This window comes from Thermococcus nautili (genome assembly GCF_000585495.1).
In the GTDB taxonomy this organism is placed as follows: domain Archaea; phylum Methanobacteriota_B; class Thermococci; order Thermococcales; family Thermococcaceae; genus Thermococcus; species Thermococcus nautili.
In genome coordinates this window covers 888,419-908,473 of the sequence record NZ_CP007264.1, presented here as the reverse complement: position 1 = coordinate 908,473, position 20,055 = coordinate 888,419, and the positions used below count along the sequence as shown (strand labels likewise).

23 protein-coding genes and 1 tRNA gene are annotated in these 20,055 nt (G+C 55.0%); 8 read left to right on the top strand and 16 right to left on the bottom strand.

Annotation, left to right across the window (positions count from 1 at the left end; all coding sequences use genetic code 11):
• Positions 1-39: 39 nt before the first annotated feature.
• Genes BD01_RS05025 through BD01_RS05010 form a run of 4 tightly spaced genes read right to left on the bottom strand, consistent with a single transcriptional unit; the run spans position 40 to position 2,716 of the window.
• A complete protein-coding gene (locus tag BD01_RS05025; RefSeq protein WP_042690716.1) occupies positions 40-588 on the bottom strand; it encodes a DUF998 domain-containing protein in 549 nt (182 codons plus the stop codon).
• A 10-nt stretch (positions 589-598) separates the two neighbouring features.
• On the bottom strand, positions 599-1,741 hold the full coding sequence (gene thiI, locus BD01_RS05020; protein ID WP_042690715.1) for a tRNA uracil 4-sulfurtransferase ThiI: 1,143 nt from the start codon (positions 1,739-1,741) through the stop codon (positions 599-601).
• A 4-nt stretch (positions 1,742-1,745) separates the two neighbouring features.
• Positions 1,746-2,069, bottom strand: coding sequence for a hypothetical protein (locus tag BD01_RS05015; RefSeq protein ID WP_042690713.1), 324 nt, complete (start codon positions 2,067-2,069; stop codon positions 1,746-1,748).
• Between the two features lie 38 nt (positions 2,070-2,107).
• Positions 2,108-2,716, bottom strand: coding sequence for a nitroreductase family protein (locus BD01_RS05010; RefSeq protein ID WP_042690712.1), 609 nt, complete (start codon positions 2,714-2,716; stop codon positions 2,108-2,110).
• A 94-nt stretch (positions 2,717-2,810) separates the two neighbouring features.
• On the opposite strand from BD01_RS05010, the gene BD01_RS05005 reads away from it, so the two are divergent.
• Positions 2,811-3,524: a maleate cis-trans isomerase family protein gene (locus BD01_RS05005; RefSeq protein ID WP_042690711.1), complete on the top strand. Its 714-nt coding sequence runs from the start codon at positions 2,811-2,813 to the stop codon at positions 3,522-3,524.
• Positions 3,525-3,626: 102 nt separating this feature from the next.
• Positions 3,627-5,009, top strand: coding sequence for an ADP-specific phosphofructokinase (gene pfkC, locus BD01_RS05000; protein WP_042690710.1), 1,383 nt, complete (start codon positions 3,627-3,629; stop codon positions 5,007-5,009).
• Positions 5,010-5,119: 110 nt separating this feature from the next.
• On the opposite strand, the gene xerA is transcribed toward pfkC, so the two are convergent.
• The 3 genes from xerA to sfsA are packed head-to-tail and all read right to left on the bottom strand — an operon-like array spanning position 5,120 to position 7,611.
• On the bottom strand, positions 5,120-5,956 hold the full coding sequence (gene xerA, locus BD01_RS04995; RefSeq protein WP_042690709.1) for a site-specific tyrosine recombinase/integron integrase: 837 nt from the start codon (positions 5,954-5,956) through the stop codon (positions 5,120-5,122).
• Positions 5,957-5,966: 10 nt separating this feature from the next.
• Positions 5,967-6,857, bottom strand: a complete 891-nt coding sequence (locus BD01_RS04990) for a toprim domain-containing protein (RefSeq protein ID WP_042690708.1) — start codon at positions 6,855-6,857, stop codon at positions 5,967-5,969.
• A gap of 43 nt (positions 6,858-6,900) precedes the next feature.
• Positions 6,901-7,611, bottom strand: a complete 711-nt coding sequence (gene sfsA / locus BD01_RS04985) for a DNA/RNA nuclease SfsA (protein WP_042690707.1) — start codon at positions 7,609-7,611, stop codon at positions 6,901-6,903.
• 58 nt (positions 7,612-7,669) lie between these two features.
• On the opposite strand from sfsA, the gene BD01_RS04980 reads away from it, so the two are divergent.
• The 3 genes from BD01_RS04980 (at position 7,670) to BD01_RS04970 (ending at position 10,174) form a co-directional block, all read left to right on the top strand.
• Positions 7,670-8,266: a hypothetical protein gene (locus tag BD01_RS04980; RefSeq protein ID WP_042690706.1), complete on the top strand. Its 597-nt coding sequence runs from the start codon at positions 7,670-7,672 to the stop codon at positions 8,264-8,266.
• A 94-nt stretch (positions 8,267-8,360) separates the two neighbouring features.
• On the top strand, positions 8,361-9,407 hold the full coding sequence (locus tag BD01_RS04975; protein ID WP_042690705.1) for a M42 family metallopeptidase: 1,047 nt from the start codon (positions 8,361-8,363) through the stop codon (positions 9,405-9,407).
• A 65-nt stretch (positions 9,408-9,472) separates the two neighbouring features.
• Positions 9,473-10,174, top strand: coding sequence for a hypothetical protein (locus BD01_RS04970; RefSeq protein ID WP_042690704.1), 702 nt, complete (start codon positions 9,473-9,475; stop codon positions 10,172-10,174).
• On the opposite strand, the gene BD01_RS04965 is transcribed toward BD01_RS04970, so the two are convergent.
• Positions 10,124-10,381, bottom strand: coding sequence for a hypothetical protein (locus BD01_RS04965; RefSeq protein WP_051482222.1), 258 nt, complete (start codon positions 10,379-10,381; stop codon positions 10,124-10,126). The two genes, BD01_RS04970 and BD01_RS04965, sit on opposite strands and share 51 nt — an antisense overlap.
• 46 nt (positions 10,382-10,427) lie before the next feature.
• On the opposite strand from BD01_RS04965, the gene BD01_RS04960 reads away from it, so the two are divergent.
• Positions 10,428-12,350, top strand: a complete 1,923-nt coding sequence (locus BD01_RS04960) for a helicase C-terminal domain-containing protein (RefSeq protein WP_042690703.1) — start codon at positions 10,428-10,430, stop codon at positions 12,348-12,350.
• Here the strand turns inward: BD01_RS04960 and BD01_RS04955 are convergent.
• The 6 genes from BD01_RS04955 to BD01_RS04930 form a co-directional block, all read right to left on the bottom strand.
• The gene (locus tag BD01_RS04955; RefSeq protein WP_042690702.1) at positions 12,337-12,699 is read right to left on the bottom strand and encodes a hypothetical protein; all 363 of its coding nucleotides are present in this window, start codon (positions 12,697-12,699) and stop codon (positions 12,337-12,339) included. The genes BD01_RS04960 and BD01_RS04955 overlap by 14 nt on opposite strands.
• A 614-nt stretch (positions 12,700-13,313) precedes the next feature.
• Positions 13,314-13,421: transfer RNA gene (locus BD01_RS04950), tRNA-Met, on the bottom strand.
• A gap of 52 nt (positions 13,422-13,473) precedes the next feature.
• Entirely contained in the window at positions 13,474-14,088 is a 615-nt protein-coding gene (locus tag BD01_RS04945) for a rhomboid family intramembrane serine protease (RefSeq protein WP_042690701.1), read from the bottom strand.
• Positions 14,078-14,848 (bottom strand): bifunctional fructose-bisphosphatase/inositol-phosphate phosphatase, encoded by a 771-nt coding sequence (locus tag BD01_RS04940; protein ID WP_042690700.1) that lies wholly within the window; start codon positions 14,846-14,848, stop codon positions 14,078-14,080. The genes BD01_RS04945 and BD01_RS04940 overlap by 11 nt, the downstream gene beginning before the upstream one ends.
• A 5-nt stretch (positions 14,849-14,853) precedes the next feature.
• Positions 14,854-15,663, bottom strand: a complete 810-nt coding sequence (locus BD01_RS04935; RefSeq protein WP_042690699.1) for a DUF63 family protein — start codon at positions 15,661-15,663, stop codon at positions 14,854-14,856.
• Between the two features lie 31 nt (positions 15,664-15,694).
• Positions 15,695-16,948: an ATP-binding protein gene (locus BD01_RS04930; protein WP_042690698.1), complete on the bottom strand. Its 1,254-nt coding sequence runs from the start codon at positions 16,946-16,948 to the stop codon at positions 15,695-15,697.
• A gap of 185 nt (positions 16,949-17,133) precedes the next feature.
• Between BD01_RS04930 and BD01_RS04925 the strand changes: the two genes are divergently transcribed.
• The gene (locus tag BD01_RS04925; protein ID WP_042690697.1) at positions 17,134-18,186 is read left to right on the top strand and encodes an NAD(P)-dependent glycerol-1-phosphate dehydrogenase; all 1,053 of its coding nucleotides are present in this window, start codon (positions 17,134-17,136) and stop codon (positions 18,184-18,186) included.
• Between the two features lie 34 nt (positions 18,187-18,220).
• Complete coding sequence (locus BD01_RS04920; RefSeq protein ID WP_042690696.1) at positions 18,221-18,655, top strand: UPF0179 family protein; 435 nt, start codon at positions 18,221-18,223, stop codon at positions 18,653-18,655.
• On the opposite strand, the gene BD01_RS04915 is transcribed toward BD01_RS04920, so the two are convergent.
• The gene (locus BD01_RS04915; protein WP_042690695.1) at positions 18,656-19,648 is read right to left on the bottom strand and encodes a 5-oxoprolinase subunit C family protein; all 993 of its coding nucleotides are present in this window, start codon (positions 19,646-19,648) and stop codon (positions 18,656-18,658) included.
• On the bottom strand, positions 19,641-20,048 hold the full coding sequence (locus BD01_RS04910; protein WP_042690694.1) for a mCpol domain-containing protein: 408 nt from the start codon (positions 20,046-20,048) through the stop codon (positions 19,641-19,643). Before BD01_RS04910 ends, BD01_RS04915 begins: the two co-directional genes overlap by 8 nt.
• Positions 20,049-20,055 lie beyond the last annotated feature (7 nt).

Sequence of the window (20,055 nt, the reverse complement as noted above, 5' to 3'; positions counted from 1 at the left end):
CCGGAACTTCGGGCGGGCTTTTATGAGGCTTTCTTCAACTCAGGGTTTCAAACCTTTAAGGAGAATGCTGATGTAGACGAACCACGCGAGGATTAGCGATGCCCCTATCAACTCCGGAATCGCCAGCCCCTTGAAGACCCTCGCCTTAATCAGGTAGAGCATCGTGAGGAACACGACAACCGAGAGAACGCTCCAGACGTAGTTGATAGGGTTTTTCCGCCCGAGCTTTATCCCGACGAGCGCTATATCTGCCAGCGCCAGAACGTAGAACAGCACCGCCGAGGGGGTGTGGTAAGGGGTCTCCTCCGGAAAAACCCCGACGAGGAAAAGGAAGACCAGCGCGAGGGGCATCAGGTAGGAGAGGCCGTGCTTGAAGGCTACAACGGACGGAATCATTGCAACTACCGCGAAGAACATCACGAAACCGTTGAAAAGCCAGCGGTTGGGGTTCTTGAGCGAGCCCATGTCGCTCAGCGCGTTGTTCGTGAAGGAGAACCATGGGTTGGCGTGGATGACTACTGCAAGGCCCACGATGAAGATGATGGGCAGGGAAAGGGCTACGTAGGAAGCGAAGCGTTCGAGTTCCACCGCGACCACCTCAGCACTCCCTCTTCCTCGGTTCCTCGTCAAAGACCGCCCTGTAGAGCTTCCTGAACTCTTCCCACGAGCCCCTGATTATTGGGTGCTTTGGAATGAAGGGTATCTCGTCCTCCGGCAGTGTGGACAGCTCGAAGGTGCCGATTCTCTTCGCTATGCTAACTATCTCCTCCTTGTCCATGCCTATCAACGGCCTGTAAATCGGTAAGTCGCTCGCCTGGCTGACGATGTACATGTTTTCGAGCGTCTGGCTGGCAACCTGCCCGAGGGAGTCGCCCATCACGATGCCCTTCGCGCCGAAGTCCTTGGCTATCTTATCCGCGTGCCTCACCATCATGAACTTGCAGAACACGCAGGTGTACTTCTCCTTCCCGAGTTCCTTCAGCTTTTCAATGATTCTCTCGCGCTCCTTCGGCTTGACAACTACAAGCTCGGCCTTTCCGCCGTAGTGGTACTTCTTCAGCTGGTTCCAGATTTTCCTGACCTTCTCAAGGGTCTTCTCGCCCATGTAGATGTGGACTGGAATCACTTCGACACCGCGCTTCATCATCAGGAAGGTAGCAACGGGTGAGTCAATGCCCCCGCTCAGCAGAGCGACAACTTTGCCCTGCGTGCCTATTGGCAGTCCTCCCCAGGCTCTAACCTTGTCAACGAAGACGTACGCTTTACCCTCCATCAGCTCGACGCCGACCTCGATATCGTAATTGTGAAGGTCAACCTCGCTCTCCTCGTTCTCGAGTATGTACTCCCCAACCTTGGCCTGAACCTCGGGGCTCTTCAGAGGGAACTCCTTGGTGATTCTCCTCGCCGTGACGCGGAACTTCGGCCTCTCAAGGTTTAGTTCCCTCTTCTTCCTCCTGAAGAGCTTTAGGGCAGTTTTGTTTATTTTCTCAAGGTTCGCCTCGACTTCCATTGCCGGCGAGAGCGAGACTATGCCAAAAACCCTCGTAAGGACCTCAACGGCCTCTTTGGCTTTGTTCGTCCTCACGAGAATCCTCCCGTGCTTGGCCTCGACCTTCTTGAAGTCGATTCCTTCGCTCACCAGAGCCTCGCGTATGTTGTTCATGAGTATGTTCTCAAACCATCTCCTCGTCTGCCTCGACTTCGTTCCAATCTCACCGTAGCGGACTATGACGACGTTCATGGAATCACCTCGCCACCGGGAACTTGACAACAATCTCTATGTACTTCTGGATGACCGTGTAGAGCACGAGGGACATCAGGTAGGACGAGAGCAGGATAAGCTCGTTCATCTCAAAGATGTGCCTCGCCAGCTCCTTCGCCCTCGGGGTGGCGTCGACTATGGCGCGCATATAGCGAACCTTCCAGCTCTGGTTCATGACGATGAACCCCACGAGGAAGAGCACCCCGACTAAGCCCATCATCTTGCCGAAGGCCAGCATTAGGAAGAGCGTTGACGTCATCACGAGCCAGCCACCGATGACCCCGAGGAGGATTACGAACTCTATCATGGCTATCGTCCTTGCTTGGATAAAGGGGATAAAAAAGTTTAGATGAACCTCGTCACGTCATCGACGCCCTTCTTCCTCTTCCTCGGCTTGGGTTCGCTCCTCGGGTAGCCGACGGGAATGACTCCCACGAGGTAGTGGTTCTCGTCGAGACCCGCGAGCTCTCTAACCCTCTCCTCGATGCCCTTGAAGCTCGTCACGCCGATGTAGACCGTGCCGAGGCCGAGCTCCACAGCTTTGAGCATGAGGTTCTGAATGGCCATCGATGCGCTCTCGACGCTCCAGATGAACTCAACCTCGTCGAACTCCTTTCCAGGAAGGAAGCGAACGCGCCTGTCTATGAAGACCGCTATGTAAACCGGCGCCCTGAACATGCCCTCCTTGTACATCCTCTTCCTGAGCTTCTCTATCTTCTCCTCCGGCAGGTTGACGGCGCGGTAATAAACCTCCATACCCTCCGCTATGAGCTCGTAGAGCTTCTTCCTCGCCTCCTCGCTCCTGAAGACAACGAAGAGCCAGTTCTCAAGTCCGCTCGCGGTTGGGGCCCTTATTGCGCTCTCGATGAGCTTTCTAATGGCTTCCTCCGGCACGGGCTTTTCGAGGAAGTAGCGCACGGAGGTCCTTTTCATTATCGCCTCGTCCAGTTCCATGTTCCCACCGGTCACCGTTGGGGATTCCTTTATTAATCCCTTTTCGAAACCAAAGGTTTAATAGAAGCGCCGAGAAACCCCGGAGGGTGAAAGCATGTACGGATGGAGAGGAAGGCTCGGCCTTATAGTTCCCTCCTCGAACACCACGATGGAGATGGAGCTTCACGATTACCTGCCGGAGGGCGTTTCGCTTCACACCGCCAGGGTTCCGCTCAGGAACGTCACCGAAGAGGAGCTCGTGAAGATGAACACTTTGGCAGTCGAGAGCGCCAGACTGCTCAGGGATGCGGGCGTTGAGCTGATACTCTACGGGTGCACGAGCGGTTCCTTCATCGGCGGAAAGGACTACGAGAAAAAGCTTGAGATGGAAATCGAGGACGAGGTGAACGTCCCGGTAATAAGCACGAGCACCGCGGTGATAGAGGCCCTCAAGATGCTCGACGCGAGAGAAATACTCGTGGTAACGCCCTACACCGACGAGATTAACCAGCGCGAGAAGGAGTTCCTTGAGGCCAACGAGTTCACGGTTCTCGACATCAGGGGCCTCGGCCTCGAGGACAACCAGGCAATCGGCAAGCTCGAGCCCTACACCGCTTACCGCCTCGCGAAGGCGAGCTTCACCGACGAGGCGGAGGCGATTTTCATAAGCTGTACCAACTGGAGAACCTTCGAAATCATCGAGACCCTCGAGAAGGACCTCGGCGTGCCCGTGGTTACCAGCAACCAGGCCTCCCTCTGGCTGGCTTTAAGGGAGATGGATGTCATGGAGCGGATTCCGAGCCTCGGAAGGCTCTTCACCGAGTACTGACCCGGCTTTCCCTAACTCTTTTTTGCTTTCCTAATTTAAAACGAAACCCTTTTAAGAGTCCTCCCTCAACTCCTCCATAGTTAGTCACTGAGGGTGATACAAATGGTGGAGCTCCTCGACGAGGCAAGGAAGCTGTCGATTTTCACGGCCTACAACGCTAACGTTGACGCGATAGTCTACCTCAAGGGCGAGACCGTTCAGAGGCTCATAGACGAGTTCGGCGCCGATGCCGTCAGGAGGAGGATGGAAGAGTTTCCCCGGCAGATTGAGGAGCCGATTGACTTCGTCGCGAGGCTCGTTCACGCCCTCAAGACAGGCAAGCCGATGGCCGTTCCCCTCGTCAACGAGGAGCTCCAGGGCTGGTTCGATGACCACTTCAAGTACGACGTTGAGAGGATTGGAGGTCAGGCGGGAATAATAGCGAACCTCTTAGCCAACCTCGACTTCAGGAAGGTAATCGTCTACACCCCACACCTCGCGAAGAGGCAGGCCGAGATGTTCGTTCCAAAGAAGAACCTCTTCTACCCCGTCGTTGGGAACGGAAAGCTCGTTCTGAAGCACCCCCGCGAGGCCTACCGCGAGAACGACCCGGTCAAGGTGAACAGGATTTTCGAGTTCCGCGCCGGAACGACCTTCAGGCTGGGCGACGAGACGATTACAGTTCCTTACTCTGGTCGCTTCATCGTCTCGGCCCGCTTCGAGAGCATAAGGATTTACACGGAGGAGGCTCTCAAACCGTTTCTCCCCGAGATTGGCCTCCAAGTTGATGGTGCAATCCTCTCGGGCTACCAGGGGATAAGGCTTCGCTATTCCGACGGAAAGGACGCGAACTACTATCTCAGGGAGGCCAAGAAGGACATTCTCCTGCTCAAGCGCGAGAAGGACGTCAAGGTCCACCTGGAGTTCGCTTCGATACAGAGCAGAGAACTCAGGAAGAAGGTCATCTACAACCTCTTCCCGCTCGTTGACAGCGTCGGCATGGACGAGTCGGAGATAGCCTACGTCCTGAGCGCCCTCGGCTACTCCAAGCTCGCCGACAGGATATTCACCTACAACCGCATCGAGGACACTGTCTTGGGCGGAAAAATCCTCATAGATGAGATGAACCTCGAAGTTTTGCAAATCCACACGATTTACTACCTCATGTACATCACCCACGCTGACAACCCGTTGAGCGAGGACGAGCTCAGGAGAAGCCTTGAGATAGCAACGACTTTAGCGGCGGCGAGGGCCTCACTCGGCGACGTCCGCTCGCCCGAGGACTTCAAGGTCGGTCTGAGCGTCCCCTACAACGAGCGCGGGGAGTACGTAAAACTACGCTTTGAGGAGGCCAAGAGACGGCTCCGCACGAGGGAATACAAGGTCGTGATAATCCCGACGAGGCTCGTTAAGAACCCGGTTTCGACGGTCGGCCTCGGCGACACAATCTCAACCGGAGCCTTCACGAGCTACCTCGCGCTTCTGAGGGAGAAGGGCGCGCTTTGACGTCTTCTTAATGTTTTCTCGTTCTCTCCGGGACAGTTAGGCTTGGTTTTTGGTTGGTACGGTATGCCGTACCAGTCTTTAAAAAGGGACGGTACTGCATGGTGTACCGCTCACTCCACCAGCCCCTCCATGAGCCTCGCCTTTTCCTGGGCTTTCCTGAGGTGCTCGACGGTGACCTTCGTGTAAATCTGGGTCGTCGAGAGGTTGGAGTGGCCGAGAAGTTCTTGAATGGCCCTTATATCCACTCCCCGCTCGAGCATGTGCGTTGCGAAGCTGTGGCGGAGCCTGTGGGGCGTGACTTCAACGCCTGCCCTTTTCCCGTACTTCTTCAGTAGGTACCAGACGGTCTTCGTCGAGAGTCTGTCCTTGTTCTTCCTCCGCTCCTCGACGAGTAAATATTCGCTCGAATCGGAGCGCGTTTCGAGGTAGGAACGGATTTCCTCCACCAGGAACTCCGGAATCGGCACGACCCTGTCCTTGGCCCCTTTTCCACCGCGGACGACTATTATGCCCCTCTCCAAGTCGACTTCACTCTTCTTCAGGTTGACCAGCTCGCTGACACGAAGACCCGCCCCGTAGAGTAACAGAACTATCAGCCTGTCCCTCTTTCGCGTCGGTGGGATGACGGAGAGGAGCCTCTTGACCTCTTCGCGCGTCAAAGCTTTCGGCAGGCTCCTCGGCACCTTCGGTGGCTTCAGCTTCTCCGCTTCCTCATCGTGGCCCTCGAAGCGGAAGTAGGCCCTCAAAGCCTGGACGACGAGGTTTAAGCTCCTGTTGGAGTAGCCCTCCCTCCTTAACCTCGCCAGGAAGCGGAGGGCGGAGCGCGCGTTCAAAGCCCCGCCCCATTCGAGGTATCGCCTGACGTAGTAGGAGTACATCCTAATTGTGTTCGGGCTCTTGCCCTCGAGGTCGAGGTAGGTCTCGAACTCCTCTATAACCTCGTCCATCGCTCAGCCCTTAGAGCAGTTCGTCCGGTTTGAGCTCAGCCTCAATGATTTCGATTTCATCTCCGGCTTTCTCCTGGGGTTCGGGCTTCTCCTCCTTCCGCTCAACGGTTTCCTCGCTCTCGGCTTTCTCCTCAAGGCCCTCCTTTATGGCGAGGCTCAGGTAAACTGTTTTCATGAGCTCCTCCACGAGCTCCCTCTCCTCGGCGAATACGTAGCCCTGGCCGACCACGACCTTTCCTGCAAGGCCGAGCTTCTCAACCGCTATGGCGAAAATCCTCTCGTCCGGAACGGGTTCAGCCGGGAAGAGGTTCGTCCACGCTTCTTCAATCTTGACCGGCCTGCTCTTCTTGTCGAGGAGCTCTCTCAGGCCCTCGTTCTCGTTCCTCAGCCTGACGTACTCGGCGTGAAGCTCTTCATACTTCTTCTGAAGCTCCTCGTGCTCCTTGTAAAGGCTCTCGTACTCGTTCGCGAGCTGGTCGTACTTGCCCTTCACGTCGAGGAGCTGTTTCCTGAGCTCCATGTACTCCGGAAGGACCTGCAGGCTCTTCAGCCCGGCCCTGACGAGGGTGTTCTTCAGTTCCTTCCTCACGAGCTCCACATCGACGTGCTCAAGGTCGTGGCCGAGGGGGAGCTTCATCCTCTCGATGTGCCCGACCATCTCTCCGAGCTCGTTGAAGAGCCTCTCCGCGAGCTCCCTTCCCACGCGGTCGGCGTCGGTCGCTATGATGAGAAGGTCCGCTCCTGCCGCGGCACTCTTGGCTATGTCCACGTTGGTCGTCGGGATTATGGCGGAGATTGTGATGTTGTACTCGCTCCCCAGCGCGAGCCCCTGCAGGGCCTTGCTGACGACCTCAACGTCGCTCGCCCCTTCAACGAGAATCCTAACGTCAACTATCGCCATGCTCACCACCGTCAATAATTCTCGCCCCGGTTTAAAACCGTTCTCATAGCTCGACCTTCAGCTCGGGCCTTTCGAGGATTACCCTTCCGTCGGGCAGGAGCGAAATCGAGAAGCCTTCAATTCTCACACCGGCTTTTTTCGCCTCCCTCAAAAGTCTCGCGAGTTCCGGGTCGCCCTTCTCGTAGGGCCTGAACTTCTCGACGCCGGGCATCGCCCCGATGAAAAAGATTATCGCGTCCTTTCCTGCTCTGGCGAGTTCAATCAGCTCCCTAACGTGCCTCTGTCCGCGTAAAGTCGGGCAGTCGGGATACATCGCGTATTCACCCCTCTCGCCTCCCCTTAGAACGGCGCTCTTCATCTCGCCGTAGAGCTCTCCACCGGGACACTCGAAGAGGTAGTCGAGGCGGGAGTTGCCAACGCGAACTTCCTTCCGCTTTATCGAACAGTCCTTCAGCCAGGAGACGAGGCCGAGCTCAACCGCCCTTTCAAAGGCCTTCGCCTGAGTCCTCGTGTCCACTATCGCTCCCTTTCCCCCTAAATCCTCGAAGGCTATAAGAACGAAGTCTGTCTTTCCCCCGCTCTTAGGCGTGCAGAAGACCTTTCGTCCCGGAATCATAAACTCCTCCAGGCGACCGGTGTTGGTGAGAAGGGCCTTTCTGATTTCGCCGTTCACCTCGACCAGAGCAACGAAGCGGTTGAGCCTCTCCACGAACCTGCACGGAACCACGTTGAGCTTCAGCAAAACCGGTGACATGGGCGAATGTCACAGAAGTGTCTTTTAAAGTTAAGGCCTAAAAAGGAACGGTGATACTATGATACCCCACGACTTCATAAAATACGCATTCGAAGAAAGGGTGGAAGGAATTAAGAGGCTTGCTGAGGGGAAGTTTGGGCCCGAGGCGCTCATCGGCTTTACCCGGCACAACGCCGCCGTCATAACCTGCGGGAAAGCGGGGATAAACGGTTCGATAAAGGGGATTGGATTTATACACAGGCAAGAATATCTTCCGGAAGCTCTTGAAAAACTTCGGGAGGAACTTCAAAGACCCTACGATTCCAAAAGGGCCCTAAAATTTCTTCTAGATGAAATCTACGTGAGAGAGAAAATCGACTTCAGCAAGTTGGTTTCCTTAGAGCTCGCCAGAAAACACACTTGGGAAAACCTGAGAACAGGCAGAAAGGAGGCAACGATACTCTTTTTCACCCCTCCAAGTACGTCCTATGAGGTCAGGTGTGAGGTGGAGATTCACGAGTCCGGTCCGGTATGGGAGTTTGTAAACGCGGTACACGATACGTTTCATCGGCCAAAAGAGCCACGGGATTGGACTAAAACGCCCGCTTACCTGTTCAAGATACGGGAAATATACGACAATGGAGAGAAGGCAATGGGAGTCAGAGTATACCCGTGACTTTTCTTTTGCCAGCTCTTCTCCCCATAATGAAGAGGTGGCCCACCTAAACCCTTAAAAGCTCATTACGATGACTATCTAAACGGTGGTGCCGATGGTGGACTTCGAACTGCTCAAGAAAATCGTTGAAGCCCCCGGTGTTTCCGGCTTTGAGTTTCTCGGCGTCAGGGACGTTGTAATCGAGGCCTTCAAGCCCTACGTCGACGAGATTAGGGTCGACAGGCTCGGAAACGTCATAGCGCACAAGGAAGGAAAGGGTCCGAAGGTCATGCTCGCTGGACATATGGACCAGATTGGCCTCATGGTGACCCACATCGAGAAGAACGGCTTCCTCCGCGTTGCACCGGTCGGCGGTGTTGACCCGAGAACCCTCATCGCCCAGCGCTTCAAGGTCTGGATTGGCCCGAACGAGTTCATTTACGGCGTTGGTGGAAGCGTTCCGCCACACATCCAGAAGCCGGAGCAGAGGAACAAGGCCCCGACCTGGGACCAGATTTTCATTGACATCGGTGCCGAGAGCAAGGAAGAGGCCGAGGAGATGGGCGTAAAGATAGGCACCGTCATCACCTGGGACGGCAGGCTCGAGCGCCTTGGAAAGCACAGGCTCGTCAGCATCGCCCACGACGACAGGATAGCCGTTTACACCCTCGTTGAGGCGGCGAGACAGCTGAGCGAGACCGATGCGGACGTTTACTTCGTCGCGACCGTTCAGGAAGAGGTAGGACTCAGGGGAGCGAAGGTTTCGGCGTTCGGCATTGACCCGGACTACGGCTTCGCCCTCGACGTCACCATAGCGGCCGACGTCCCGGGAACTCCGGAGCACAAGCAGATAACCCAGCTCGGAAAGGGCGTTGCCATTAAGATAATGGACCGCTCCGTCATCTGCCACCCGACGATTGTGAGGTGGATGGAGGAGCTTGCGAAGAAGTACGAGATACCCTACCAGTGGGACATCCTCACCGGCGGAGGAACCGACGCAGGAGCCATACACCTCAACAAGGCCGGCGTCCCGAGCGGTGGCATAAGCATTCCAGCAAGATACATACACTCCAACACCGAGGTCGTCGACGAGCGTGACGTCGATGCCGCGGTCAAGCTGACGACCAAGGTCATCGAGGAGATTCCGAACCTGAAGCTCTGATTCTCCCTTAAATTTTATAAGCCTCCCTTCAAATTTTCTCCAGCACTGCTCAAGGGTGTCCAGCGATGGAATCAAGGACGGCAGAGATGCCTTTCTCGGCGGACTGGGAGGCCGTTAGGTGGGTGACATCGAAGCCAAGGGAACTCTTCAAGTCCCTGCCCTTCGAGGCCGAGGTATCGGGAGAAGAGCCGTTCGACGTTCAAATACGAATCAGGAGGAGATTATTTAAGTTTGAGTTCTCCGGCCGAATGAACGTGGCATTTGCAGATTCAACGGCCACCTACGTGATGAAGGGCCCGAAGGGACTGCTGATTCTCTCCGCTTCCGTTGACGGTGATGTCCTCCAGTCAAGGGCCTCCGCCGACCTCGTCGAGCGCTTTCTCGGTCGAAAGCTGGAAGCCCTTGTCAACGGCTTCGCCCTGGCGGTCTGCCGTTTCTCGGAAAGCTATCGGAGAATCGTCGGAAAAATCCTTCCGACGGGGGAGGGGGAGTTTTACATAAAGGACATGGCATCTGATGACCTTCCCCACCTTCTCAGGTACCTCCGCTTCAGCCTCGGGAACGGGACGTTCTCCCTCCGCGGAAAGGGCAACGGCGAGGAGTTCAGGATAACCGTCGAGAACGACGTGGTGAAAAGCATCGAGCACGAGAGCTCGGGTGGAAGCGCGATAGTCGAAGTTAACAAGCCCCTGCTTGGCGTCGGTGAAGATGACTTCTCAGGCCTCGAGCTCGGGGGAGAGTACTTCCTCAGTGTTCTCCGTCGGTGACCTCTTCTCAAGCTTCCACAGCTCGTAAACCAGAAAAGCCAATCCGATTGCTATTCCCCCCAAGGCGAAGGGCCATTTGCTTGGCAGTGGGAGCCCGCGGTGCCACTCGTGGAGCAGGTAGTTCTGGTAGAGGAACAGGTAGCCGAGCCACGCTATAATAACTGCCTCGATGCCGTATTCGACCAGCTTCTTCTCTCGCTCCTCCATCTTCACCACGGGAAAGGTTAAAAGCGACCCGTTAAAAACTCTTCCCATGCAACCAGACCTCCAGTACTTTCCCTACGACACCCTCAGGCCCAATCAGGCAGAGTTCATCGAGCTCGTGCGCGAAACTGCCGAGAGGGGAGAGAACGCCATAATCGAGGCACCTACCGGCTTCGGTAAGACCGTGAGCGTTCTGGCCGGCGTTCTTCCAATAGCTGAAGAGCTCGGCCTCAAGGTTCTCTACTTAGCCCGAACGCACAGGCAGATGGACAGAGTTATAGAGGAGCTCAAGGCGATAAACCGGAAGGCGAGGGTTTCCGGGGTTGAGCTCAGGGGCAGGAAGGAGCTGTGCCTCCACAACTACCTCACCCAGTTCACGAGCGACGCCTACACCGCTATGGTCGTCTGCAAGAACCTGAAGAAGCTCGGAAAGTGCCCCTTCTACGAGAACGAGAAGAAGAAAAAGGCCGAGTTCAACGAGCTGGTGAATTTTTTCCTTGAAAGCCCTTCTCACCCGTCCGAAATCCTGAGCTACGCAGAGACGCTCGAGCTCTGCCCCTACGACCTGACGAGGAAGATAGCCGAGAAGGCAGACGTCATCGTTGCCAGCTACCTCTACGCGATAAGCCCGGGCATAAGGGAGAGCCTGATAAGCTCGCTCGGCGTGGATTATTCGGACCTGATAATCGTCTTCGACGAGGCCCACAATCTGCCGGACCAGGCCATCTCGGCTTTGAGCGACAGGCTGAGCATACACACCCTCAACAGGGCCATTAAGGAGGCCGACGAGTACAGGGAGAACGAGATAGCCAACTTCCTGAGCATACTTGGTAAGGGTCTTGAGTTGCTCTTCCGTGAGAAGCTCGCCGACAGGGAAATCCAGGAAACCCCGATTCAGCCCGAGCTGGTCTTCGTCCACCTCATGAGAACCCTCGGGATAAGCGAGCGCTGGCTCGTCAAAACGCTGAACGAGATGGTCTCAATAGGCGAGGCGATAAGGGAGGACAGGATAGAGAAGGGCAAACCTCCAAGGAGTTATATCGGTCGCGTTGGCGAGTTCCTGCTCCTCTGGTTCTCGCTCATCGGAAGGGAGGACTACCTCTTCCTGCTCAGCAGGGAAAAAGGCCTGAGCCTTGAGCTCGTGGCTTTGGACCCATCGAAGGCGTTGACCTTTCTCAGGGAAGTCCACAGCGCCTTCTTCATCTCCGGAACGCTCACCCCGCTTGAGGCCTTCCGCGACGTCATGGGCATCGAAAAAGCTAAGCTGAAGAAGTTTCCGAGGATGGTGAAGCGCGAAAACGCGCAGGTTCTGGTCGCCAAAGATGTATCGACGCGCGGTGAGGAGCGCTCGCTCCAGGTTTACAGGAAGATGGTCGATTATATCGTCGAGGCCGTTAAGCTAATTCCCAAGAACGTCGGCGTCTTCACTGCCTCCTATGAAGTCCTTCAGGGCCTCCTCTCGGCCAACCTTGAGGTCAGACTTGAAGGAACGGGAAAGGCGGTATTCATCGAGAGGCAGGGGGTGAGCTCGGCCGAGAACGACACGATGGTGGCTTCGTTTAAAGCCCATGCGAAGGGCAACGGGGCGGTTCTGCTCGGCGTCATGGGCGGGAGGAACAGTGAGGGACAGGATTACTCTGGCGACGAGATGAACGGGGTTATACTGGTCGGGATTCCCTACGCGAGGCCAACTCCGCGCGTGCAGGCCCAGATAAGGTACTTCGAGCGGAAGTTCCCGGGAAAGGGCCGCTACTACGGCTACTACCTGCCCGCCCACAGGAAACTGGTTCAGGCAGCCGGAAGGGTTCACCGCTCTGCGGAGGAGAAGGGCTCGATAATAATCCTCGACTACCGCGTCCTCTGGAGGAACGTCAGGAAGGACTTTCCAGACTGGATGGTGGAGACTATGAGGCCCGTTGACCTGGCGAGGATGAGGCTTTACCTGAAGAGGTTCTGGCTCAGCGGACCGTGAACTCCTTTTCGACCCTGACCTTGGCCCCGTTCACATAGGCTACCTTGACGACCTTGTATCTCCCTGGCGGGAGCTCTACCGGTAACTTTTGCTCTATCGTTTCACCGGGGATTAGGACGATTTTGCGGTTTAGAAACACTATCCCCGGGTCAAGCCTCTGCCAGAAACCGACGTACTCGTAGAGCTCAATCTCGTTGTCCGTCTCGACCTTGAAGGTGTTTGGGTTCGTTACCCAGACGACGAGTTCTCCCTTCCGGGGCTTGACGTCGATGTCGAGCTCGACCTTCGGTGGCGCGCCGACGTTTATGACACCGACTTTGTCATCGGAGGGTACTTTAACAATCTTCATCAGGGTCTACATTGACATCTTTTTAGATAAACTTTCCGGAAGAAGCTTTGCGCATCCTTTAATGAAGGCCGGTGAAAAGCACCTTTCTCTTCGGGAAGCAGAAAAACGGTCGTGCACTAACAAGGGGCAAGCCAGTGGAGGGTTTAACACTGTAATAAAACCTCCCAAGATAGGTTCAACTTACCATCGGCGCCCTCCGGGCGCCTTCAAAGGGAGAAACACTCACAAAAGGAGCGAATCCAATAGAAACCCCCCTTCAAAACTTGCACTTCCAAAAAAGGCACGTCATCTTCCGCCAGCGCTTGTGAAGGAAGCTTTTGAAAAAAGCTTCACCAAAAGTTAGTAGCTCCTCGCTCAAGGGCTCAAGGGAAGGGGGGATTTTATTGGGAAAATCGAGCCTTACAAGAGAGAACCAACCAAAACAACAATCTCCAAAAGGGTTTATTCTTCTCTGACGCCCTTCGGGCGTCGATTTAAAGGTAAACCCGCAGTAAAAGAGCAATTCGAGAAGTTCTCACACTCAAAACGGCCAACTGAAGAAAAAAATCACCCGAAATATCACTTTCCAAAAGGAGCTACTAACTTTGATGAAACTTTGCCCAGCAAAGTTTCTGTGGTGCCGGGGCGGGGCTTTGAACCCCGGACCTCTCGGTTTCTCAGGCTCCCCCGAGGGGGAGCGGCCCTATGAGCCGAGCGCTCTGACCAGGCTAAGCTACCCCGGCACTGCCCGAGCGCTCGACCTATACCTTCCGGCGGGCGTTTTTAAATCTTTCGCTAATAGTAGTCGTACGCGTAGGCCCACGTTAGCTTCCTCTTTATGGCCTTGCCGTAGTAGTAGCCTATGAGGATTCCGGCGAGAAGTCCGCCGAGGTGGGCGTAGGCGTTAACCCTCGGCAGGAAGCTGTTGATTAGGAACAGCACGAAGGCGTTCATAAGGGCCCCCTGCATGTTCCCTCCGACGACGCCGGTGATTGTTATCAACGCCCCCGCGATACCGAAGAGCGCCCCGCTCGCGCCCGCACTGACGACGTTGGGGGGCATGAGGAACAGCGTCAGGAGGTTTCCGGCTAAGCCTGAGACTATGTAAATCATGGCGACCCGCTTGGGCCCGAGTATTCTCTCAAGCTGGCTTCCCATGACGAGGAGGAAGTAGGTGTTGAAGAAGATGTGGATTATGTTCACGTGGACGAACATCGCCGTGAAGGGTTGCCACCAGGCCCCGAGGTGCAGAACAGCGTAGTTCCACTGGCCGAGGGTCGCTAAGACGTTCCCGCTGATGCTTATCGGGTTCCTGCTCAGGATGGCCTCAACCACATAGACGGCGACGTTTATGAGAAAGAGCGTGAAGGTTGCCTTCCCGTAGCGATTGAAGTAGCGCTCAAGGCTCATTCTCCAGCTCCTCCAGGATTATTTTGAGTATTCTCTCGTTCGCGACTGCGATAACGTTGGTGTTCACCTCAGCCTTCAGCTCGAACTCAAGGGGCTTTCCATTCTCATCGGTCACCAGTCCACCGGCTTCCCTGACGAGCATAACTCCGGCCGCTATGTCCGTCGGCCTCACGTAGTTCCTTATGTCAAAGACCCCGTCGAGCGAGCCCTTGGCGGTGTAAGCCATCTCTACCGCTATCGCTCCGAGAACGCGGACCCGTTTAACCCTCTTCACGAGTCCGAGGCATCTTCCGCGCGTGTAGAAGCTTATCGCCTCCTTCCCCGGCTCGGGCTCGTTGACGTGAATCCGCCTTCCGTTGAGGTAAGCCCCCTCACCCGGAATCGCCTCGTAGAAGGCCTTCGGGAAGAACTCGTAGATTGCCCCGTAAACTGGTTCCTTCCTCCTGAAGACGGCGAAGCTGAAGGCGAATATCGGGATTCCCATCGAGAAGTTATAGGAGCCGTCGAGGGGGTCAACGACAACTGTGTAGTCGCTCCCGACATCTATCTCCCCAACTTCCTCGCTCACTATGTTGACGCCGAGCGGTTTGAGGTGCCTTATAATCAGGTCCTCCGCGACCTTGTCAACGTATTTCGTCACGTCACCGCTCACGTTCGTTCCAACGTTTTCACCGGCCTTCTTCGTGCCGAAGAGGGGCATTATCGTTTTCTCCAAATCCTTTGCCATGTTGAGTGCAATCTCGTTCCAGGCGAACTCCATACGAATCACCTCAATAACGTTATGAGCAGGTTCCTCGTTCCCGGGCCGAATCCGAGGATGAAGACCGTCAGCTTGACGAAGTTTATAAGCTCGGGGTCCTCATCGGTCATCAGCCTGTCGAGAACGTAAATCACGAGCGTGATTATAACCAGCTTCTCAAGGTACATGACGGCAGGCGTTCCAAACAGGTTCATCAGCGTCCTCGCGAGAACGTGCTGTTCCCAGAAGCCGAAGAACTGGATTCCAACGAAGGTGGTCGTCGCGTCATAGAAGTGGGTGTAGAATAGTATCTTGTTGTTTCTCACGAGCTCGAACTTCCTTGAGAGGAGCCAGATGAAGGATTCCGCAACGAGAAGGCTTGGGAGGAAGTACTTGAAGTAGTCCCATCTGACGGACACCCTGTCCCAGTTAATTACCATTATGAAGAGCAGGCCCGCGACGAGAACCCACCCAAAGTCGCGATATATGGGGTAGAGCCTGTCGTCCGGCCCGAGATGTCTCCAGACGGCGAAGAGGGACGCTATCGCGAAGCCCGCTATGACGAAGTAACCACCGGGGCTGACTGTTAAGTATGTCCTCGGGAGCAGGCCTATGTCGGTCATGCTCCTCATCAGCGGGCCGAGGATTATGTAGGGCATGAGAGCCACGAAGAAGCGCTCGTCCACCTTTACCCTCATCCTCTTGAGCATCTTATACAGGAGCAGAACGGCGACGCCGAGGATTAAGGCGTAAACGAGGGTGTTCACGACGTTGTAACCCTGATTGTACTTTATGGGTTCAACGAAATAGCGGTAAAAAAACTCGTAGAGTCCCATTCGACCACCATAGACGGTTGTTCCGATGGCCTTAAAGCTTTTCCGTGAGGAAGCACCAGAGCGGAACGAAGCGGATTCCATCTTTCTCGTCTCTGTAGTCCCACGTTATCACCGTTAGGCTCTCCACGCCCAGCTTTCTGCCGGCGGACTTCAGGGCCTCGACTTCCCTCGGCCTTACGTCTCCAGAGTCCAGCGCGTACGTGACCTGAATCAGCTCGACGGGCTGGCCTCTCTTAGCTACCACGAAGTCAACCTCCCCCCGGTTCTTGTAGTGGTAAACCTCCACTTCCCGTCTCTTCAGCTCAAGGAACACCGCGAGCTCCATGAGCCTGCCCGTGTCGGGTGTAAATGAGAAAAGCCGTGGAAAGCCGGCGTCAACTGGGTAAACCTTTGGAATCGAAAGCTCCGAGGTTTTTAGGGAGTAGCTGAACTTCTTCACCAGGAAGACGCTCATTGAATCCTCAAGATAGCTGAGGTACTCGTAGAGGACTCCCTTGCTGACCTTTATCCCCTGGGACTTGAGGGCATTGTAGAAGGCGTGAACGCTGAACTCCTTGGCGAAGGAACGCATCAGCGAGCGGAGGAGGAGCTTCATCACGTGGAGGTTTCTAACGCCGTAGCGCTCCACGACGTCCTTGTAGAGAACCATGTCGAGGTACTCTTCGAGGAGCTTCTCCCTAATCATCTCGTTATCCTCAAGGACGACCCTTGGAAAGCCCCCCCACTCGAGGTACTCTCTGAGCAGGGCCTTAAGCTCAGCTTCCCGCTTTGAGCTCAGGGGTCGTCTCACACGGTATTCCCTCGCCCTCAGGAACTCCCGAAACGAGAAGGGGAGCATCGTGTAGGTCAGCGTTCTTCCCCTCAGCCTTGAGGCTATCTCCATGGAGAGGAGCTTTGAGGAGGAGCCGGTTACGAAAACTGAATACCCCTCGTCGTGGAGATACCTGACCATTCGCTCCCAGCCCTTGACAGCCTGAACCTCGTCGAGAAAGACGTAAGCCGGCTCGCCAAAGGCCTCACGATGGAGTTTAAGGACGTCCATGATGTCCCTTGACTCAAATCCCTCGAAGATGGGATGCTCGAAGTCTATGTAGAGAACGTCCTCGCGCGGGAGTTCTTTAATGAGCTGGTAGAAGTAGAAGGTTTTTCCGCTCCGCCGCGGCCCGATTAGGGTTATGATTTGCCCGCTCTTTAGGGGAACTCTCAATTCGCGCTCGACGGTTTCTGGGAGCTTTTTCTCTTGGAAGTCCGCCAGGTACTGGAGGGTTAAATCTTTGTCAATCATGGTCTTTTATGGGAGGAAATATTATTTAAATATTTCCTTATGTGGAAGACCAAAATTGAACCCTTGAGCAAGCCACGCTGGGTCTCCAAAGGGACTCAGGAAGTCTCTGGACTTTTTAAGGTCGCCATAGACGGTTGTTCCGATAGCCTTAAAGCTTTTCCTTCCGAGAGGTTAGGGGTGGGAGAATGAAGGGACTTCACCTGATGCAGCTTCCCCGCGAGGTTTTGCTGGGCGAGGACCTTAAAGGGGAAGTTGTGAACGTTGCGAGACGGCTGGGCCTCGGCGAGAAGGCCCTCATACTCTACGGGCCGAGAACGAAGGGGATAGCGGGTAAAGATGTTGAGGATAGCCTTAAATCCGAGTACGAAGTTGTTTCGCTCACCGTCAGAAAGGGCGCGACGATGGAGGAAGTTGAGAGGACGATAGACCTGATAAAGGACGAGAGCGCCGACTGGGTCATAGCGGTGGGAGGGGGAAGCATAATAGACGTCGCCAAGCTCGCCTCCTTCAAAACGGGCGTTCCCTTCATCAGCTTCCCAACTACGGCCTCCCACGACGGCATAGCGAGCGCCAACGCCTCGATAAGAGATTTGGGTGCTAAAACTTCAGTCAAGGCCGTCCCGCCGATAGCGGTCATAGCGGACGTCAAGGTCATCAAAACCGCACCCTACCGCTACCTCGCGGCGGGGGTTGGCGATACGATAAGCAACCTGACGGCCGTAAAGGACTGGCAGTTGGCCCACAGGATTCGGGGAGAGTACTACAGCGAGTATGCGGCCTCGCTCAGTCTAATGAGCGCCAAGATGGTCATGAGGAACGCCGACATAATACGGCTCGGCAACGAGGAGAGCGTTAGGAAAGTTATAAAGGCCCTAATCTCCACGGGCGTCGCGATGAGCATAGCCGGCTCTTCAAGACCCGCGAGCGGTGCGGAGCACCTCTTCAGCCACGCCCTTGACATGCTCCTCGACAAACCCGCTCTGCACGGCGAGCAGACGGGACTCGGGACGATTATAATGGCCTACCTTCACGGCATGAAGTGGGAGCGCGTTAGGGAAACCTTAAAGAGGGTTGGGGCACCAACTACAGCATACGAGCTCGGAATCGAGCCGGAAATTATAATCGAGGCCCTAACTATCGCCCACACGATAAGGCCCGAGCGCTACACAATCCTTGGAAAGGACGGCCTCACCCGCGAAGCGGCCGAGAAAGCCGCTAAAATCACCGGAGTTATCTGACTATCATCTCTCACAACTTCAGGAGGTGTTTGGAATGGCCATAATCACGTTAGTCGGTGAAAAGCTTGCGAAACCGGGTGTTGAGTTCATATTCTACGGACCGGCCGAGCCGTGCAAAACCTGCAAGCTGGCTGGAGTCTGCGTCGGAAACCTTGAACCGGGCAGGAGGTACAAGATTCTGCGCGTGAGGAGCATGCCGTCGCACTCCTGTCCACTGCACGAGGGCAAGGTTAGGGTTGTTGAAGTCGTCGAGCCGAGCGTCGAGGTGGCGATAGAGCCAAGGTTGGCCATAGTCGGCTCGATAATCCAGCTGAAGTTCGAGGAGTGCAGTGACCCCAAGAAGAGGGACCTCTTCAAGCCGGAGGGCCTCTTTGAAGGCGACCACGTGAAAATCATTGAGATAACGGGAGAAATCGAGTGCGACGGAAAGACCTACAAGATTGCCAAGGTAATGCGCAAGAAGGAGTGATTACTCCCCCGCGAATGCTATCGTCTCCGCTTTTTCGGTTTTTATTCTGTAGGCCCTCATTCTCCCGTCAAGGAAAAGCCTTATCGCCTCAAGCGTTTTCTCCTTCTTCAGGAGCTCGTTTCTGGCATCTTCGACGCTCGTCTCCCTAAAGTGCACCTTAAAACCGGGCCTCAGCTGGGCGAGCCGGTGCAGATGTGCACTCTCAACGACGCCAATCCTCGCGTAACCGCCGGTGGTTTGAGCGTCGCGCATCATCACGATTGGCTTTCCGTTGGCCGGAACCTGAACCGTTCCGGGGACGAGCGGGCCAGTGACTATCCCCGCTCCCTTCTCGGAGTGCTCTATCTCTTTTCCGTCGAGGCGGTAGCCCATCCTGTCCGATTCCGGCGTTACGGTGTAGGCCTCACTGAGGAACGTTTCAATTCCCTTCTCGGTAAAGTGCTCCAAATCCGGGCCGAGGACGACTCCTACCTTTATCTCCTCAGCCGAGTAGTCCGGTCTCAGCCCCTCAGGAAGTCTGCGCCCCTCTTTGCCAGTCAGTATCGCGTAGTCGAGGGTTAGTTTATCGCCGGCCTTTAGTGGCCTTCCAAGACCCGCTTTGGCGTAGGTCGAGCAACTGCCCAAGAGCTTCTCGCACTTTATCCCCCCGGCAAAGGCAATATAGCCATAGAGACCGCTCCTCAGCGTCCCGACTTCGAGAACGTCTCCCCTTTTCGCCCAATGGCTTGTCCATGGCTCGATGGGAACGCCGTTGAGTCTGACATCAACGTCTCCGGCAATGGCGAAGACTACAGAGGCGTTGAACCGCATCGCTGGCCCGCTCAGGAGGAACTCCAAAAGCGAGGCATCGCCGGGGTTTCCGACGATGTAGTTTGCTATCTTCGCGGAGTAATCGTCCATGTAGCCCGAAACGGGAACGCCGAGCTTTCTATATCCTTTCCGACCGGAGTCCTGAACCGTCAGCAACGAGGGAACGCGGAGGAGTTCAATCATGGTTTGTGATATTTTCAGCTAATATTTTAAACTTGCTGTCTTTGTGTATTACAATCTTGTTTTTTCCCGTTGCCTTTGCAAATTTTAATGCTAGGTATGCCTCTCGGAGAGATGCCCCAATACCAATAGACACTGAAAACGGACAGTTTGAGAAGTGTTTAATGATAACATTTATTGCAGTTGTTATTTCTCTCTCATTCACCTCAATTATAATAGTATCTCCTCCGAGAACTATAACCTCAATAGGGATAAGTACCTCACTTTCTAACTTGGAGATAAATGATTGAAAACAGAGAGAGATAGTTTTGCTGATGTTTTTTAAGTCCTCTTTTTTATTTTGTAAAATAAATTTTTCCAATAATGCTCCAATATTATCCCCGTCAATCGATATGTACGTCATACCATAT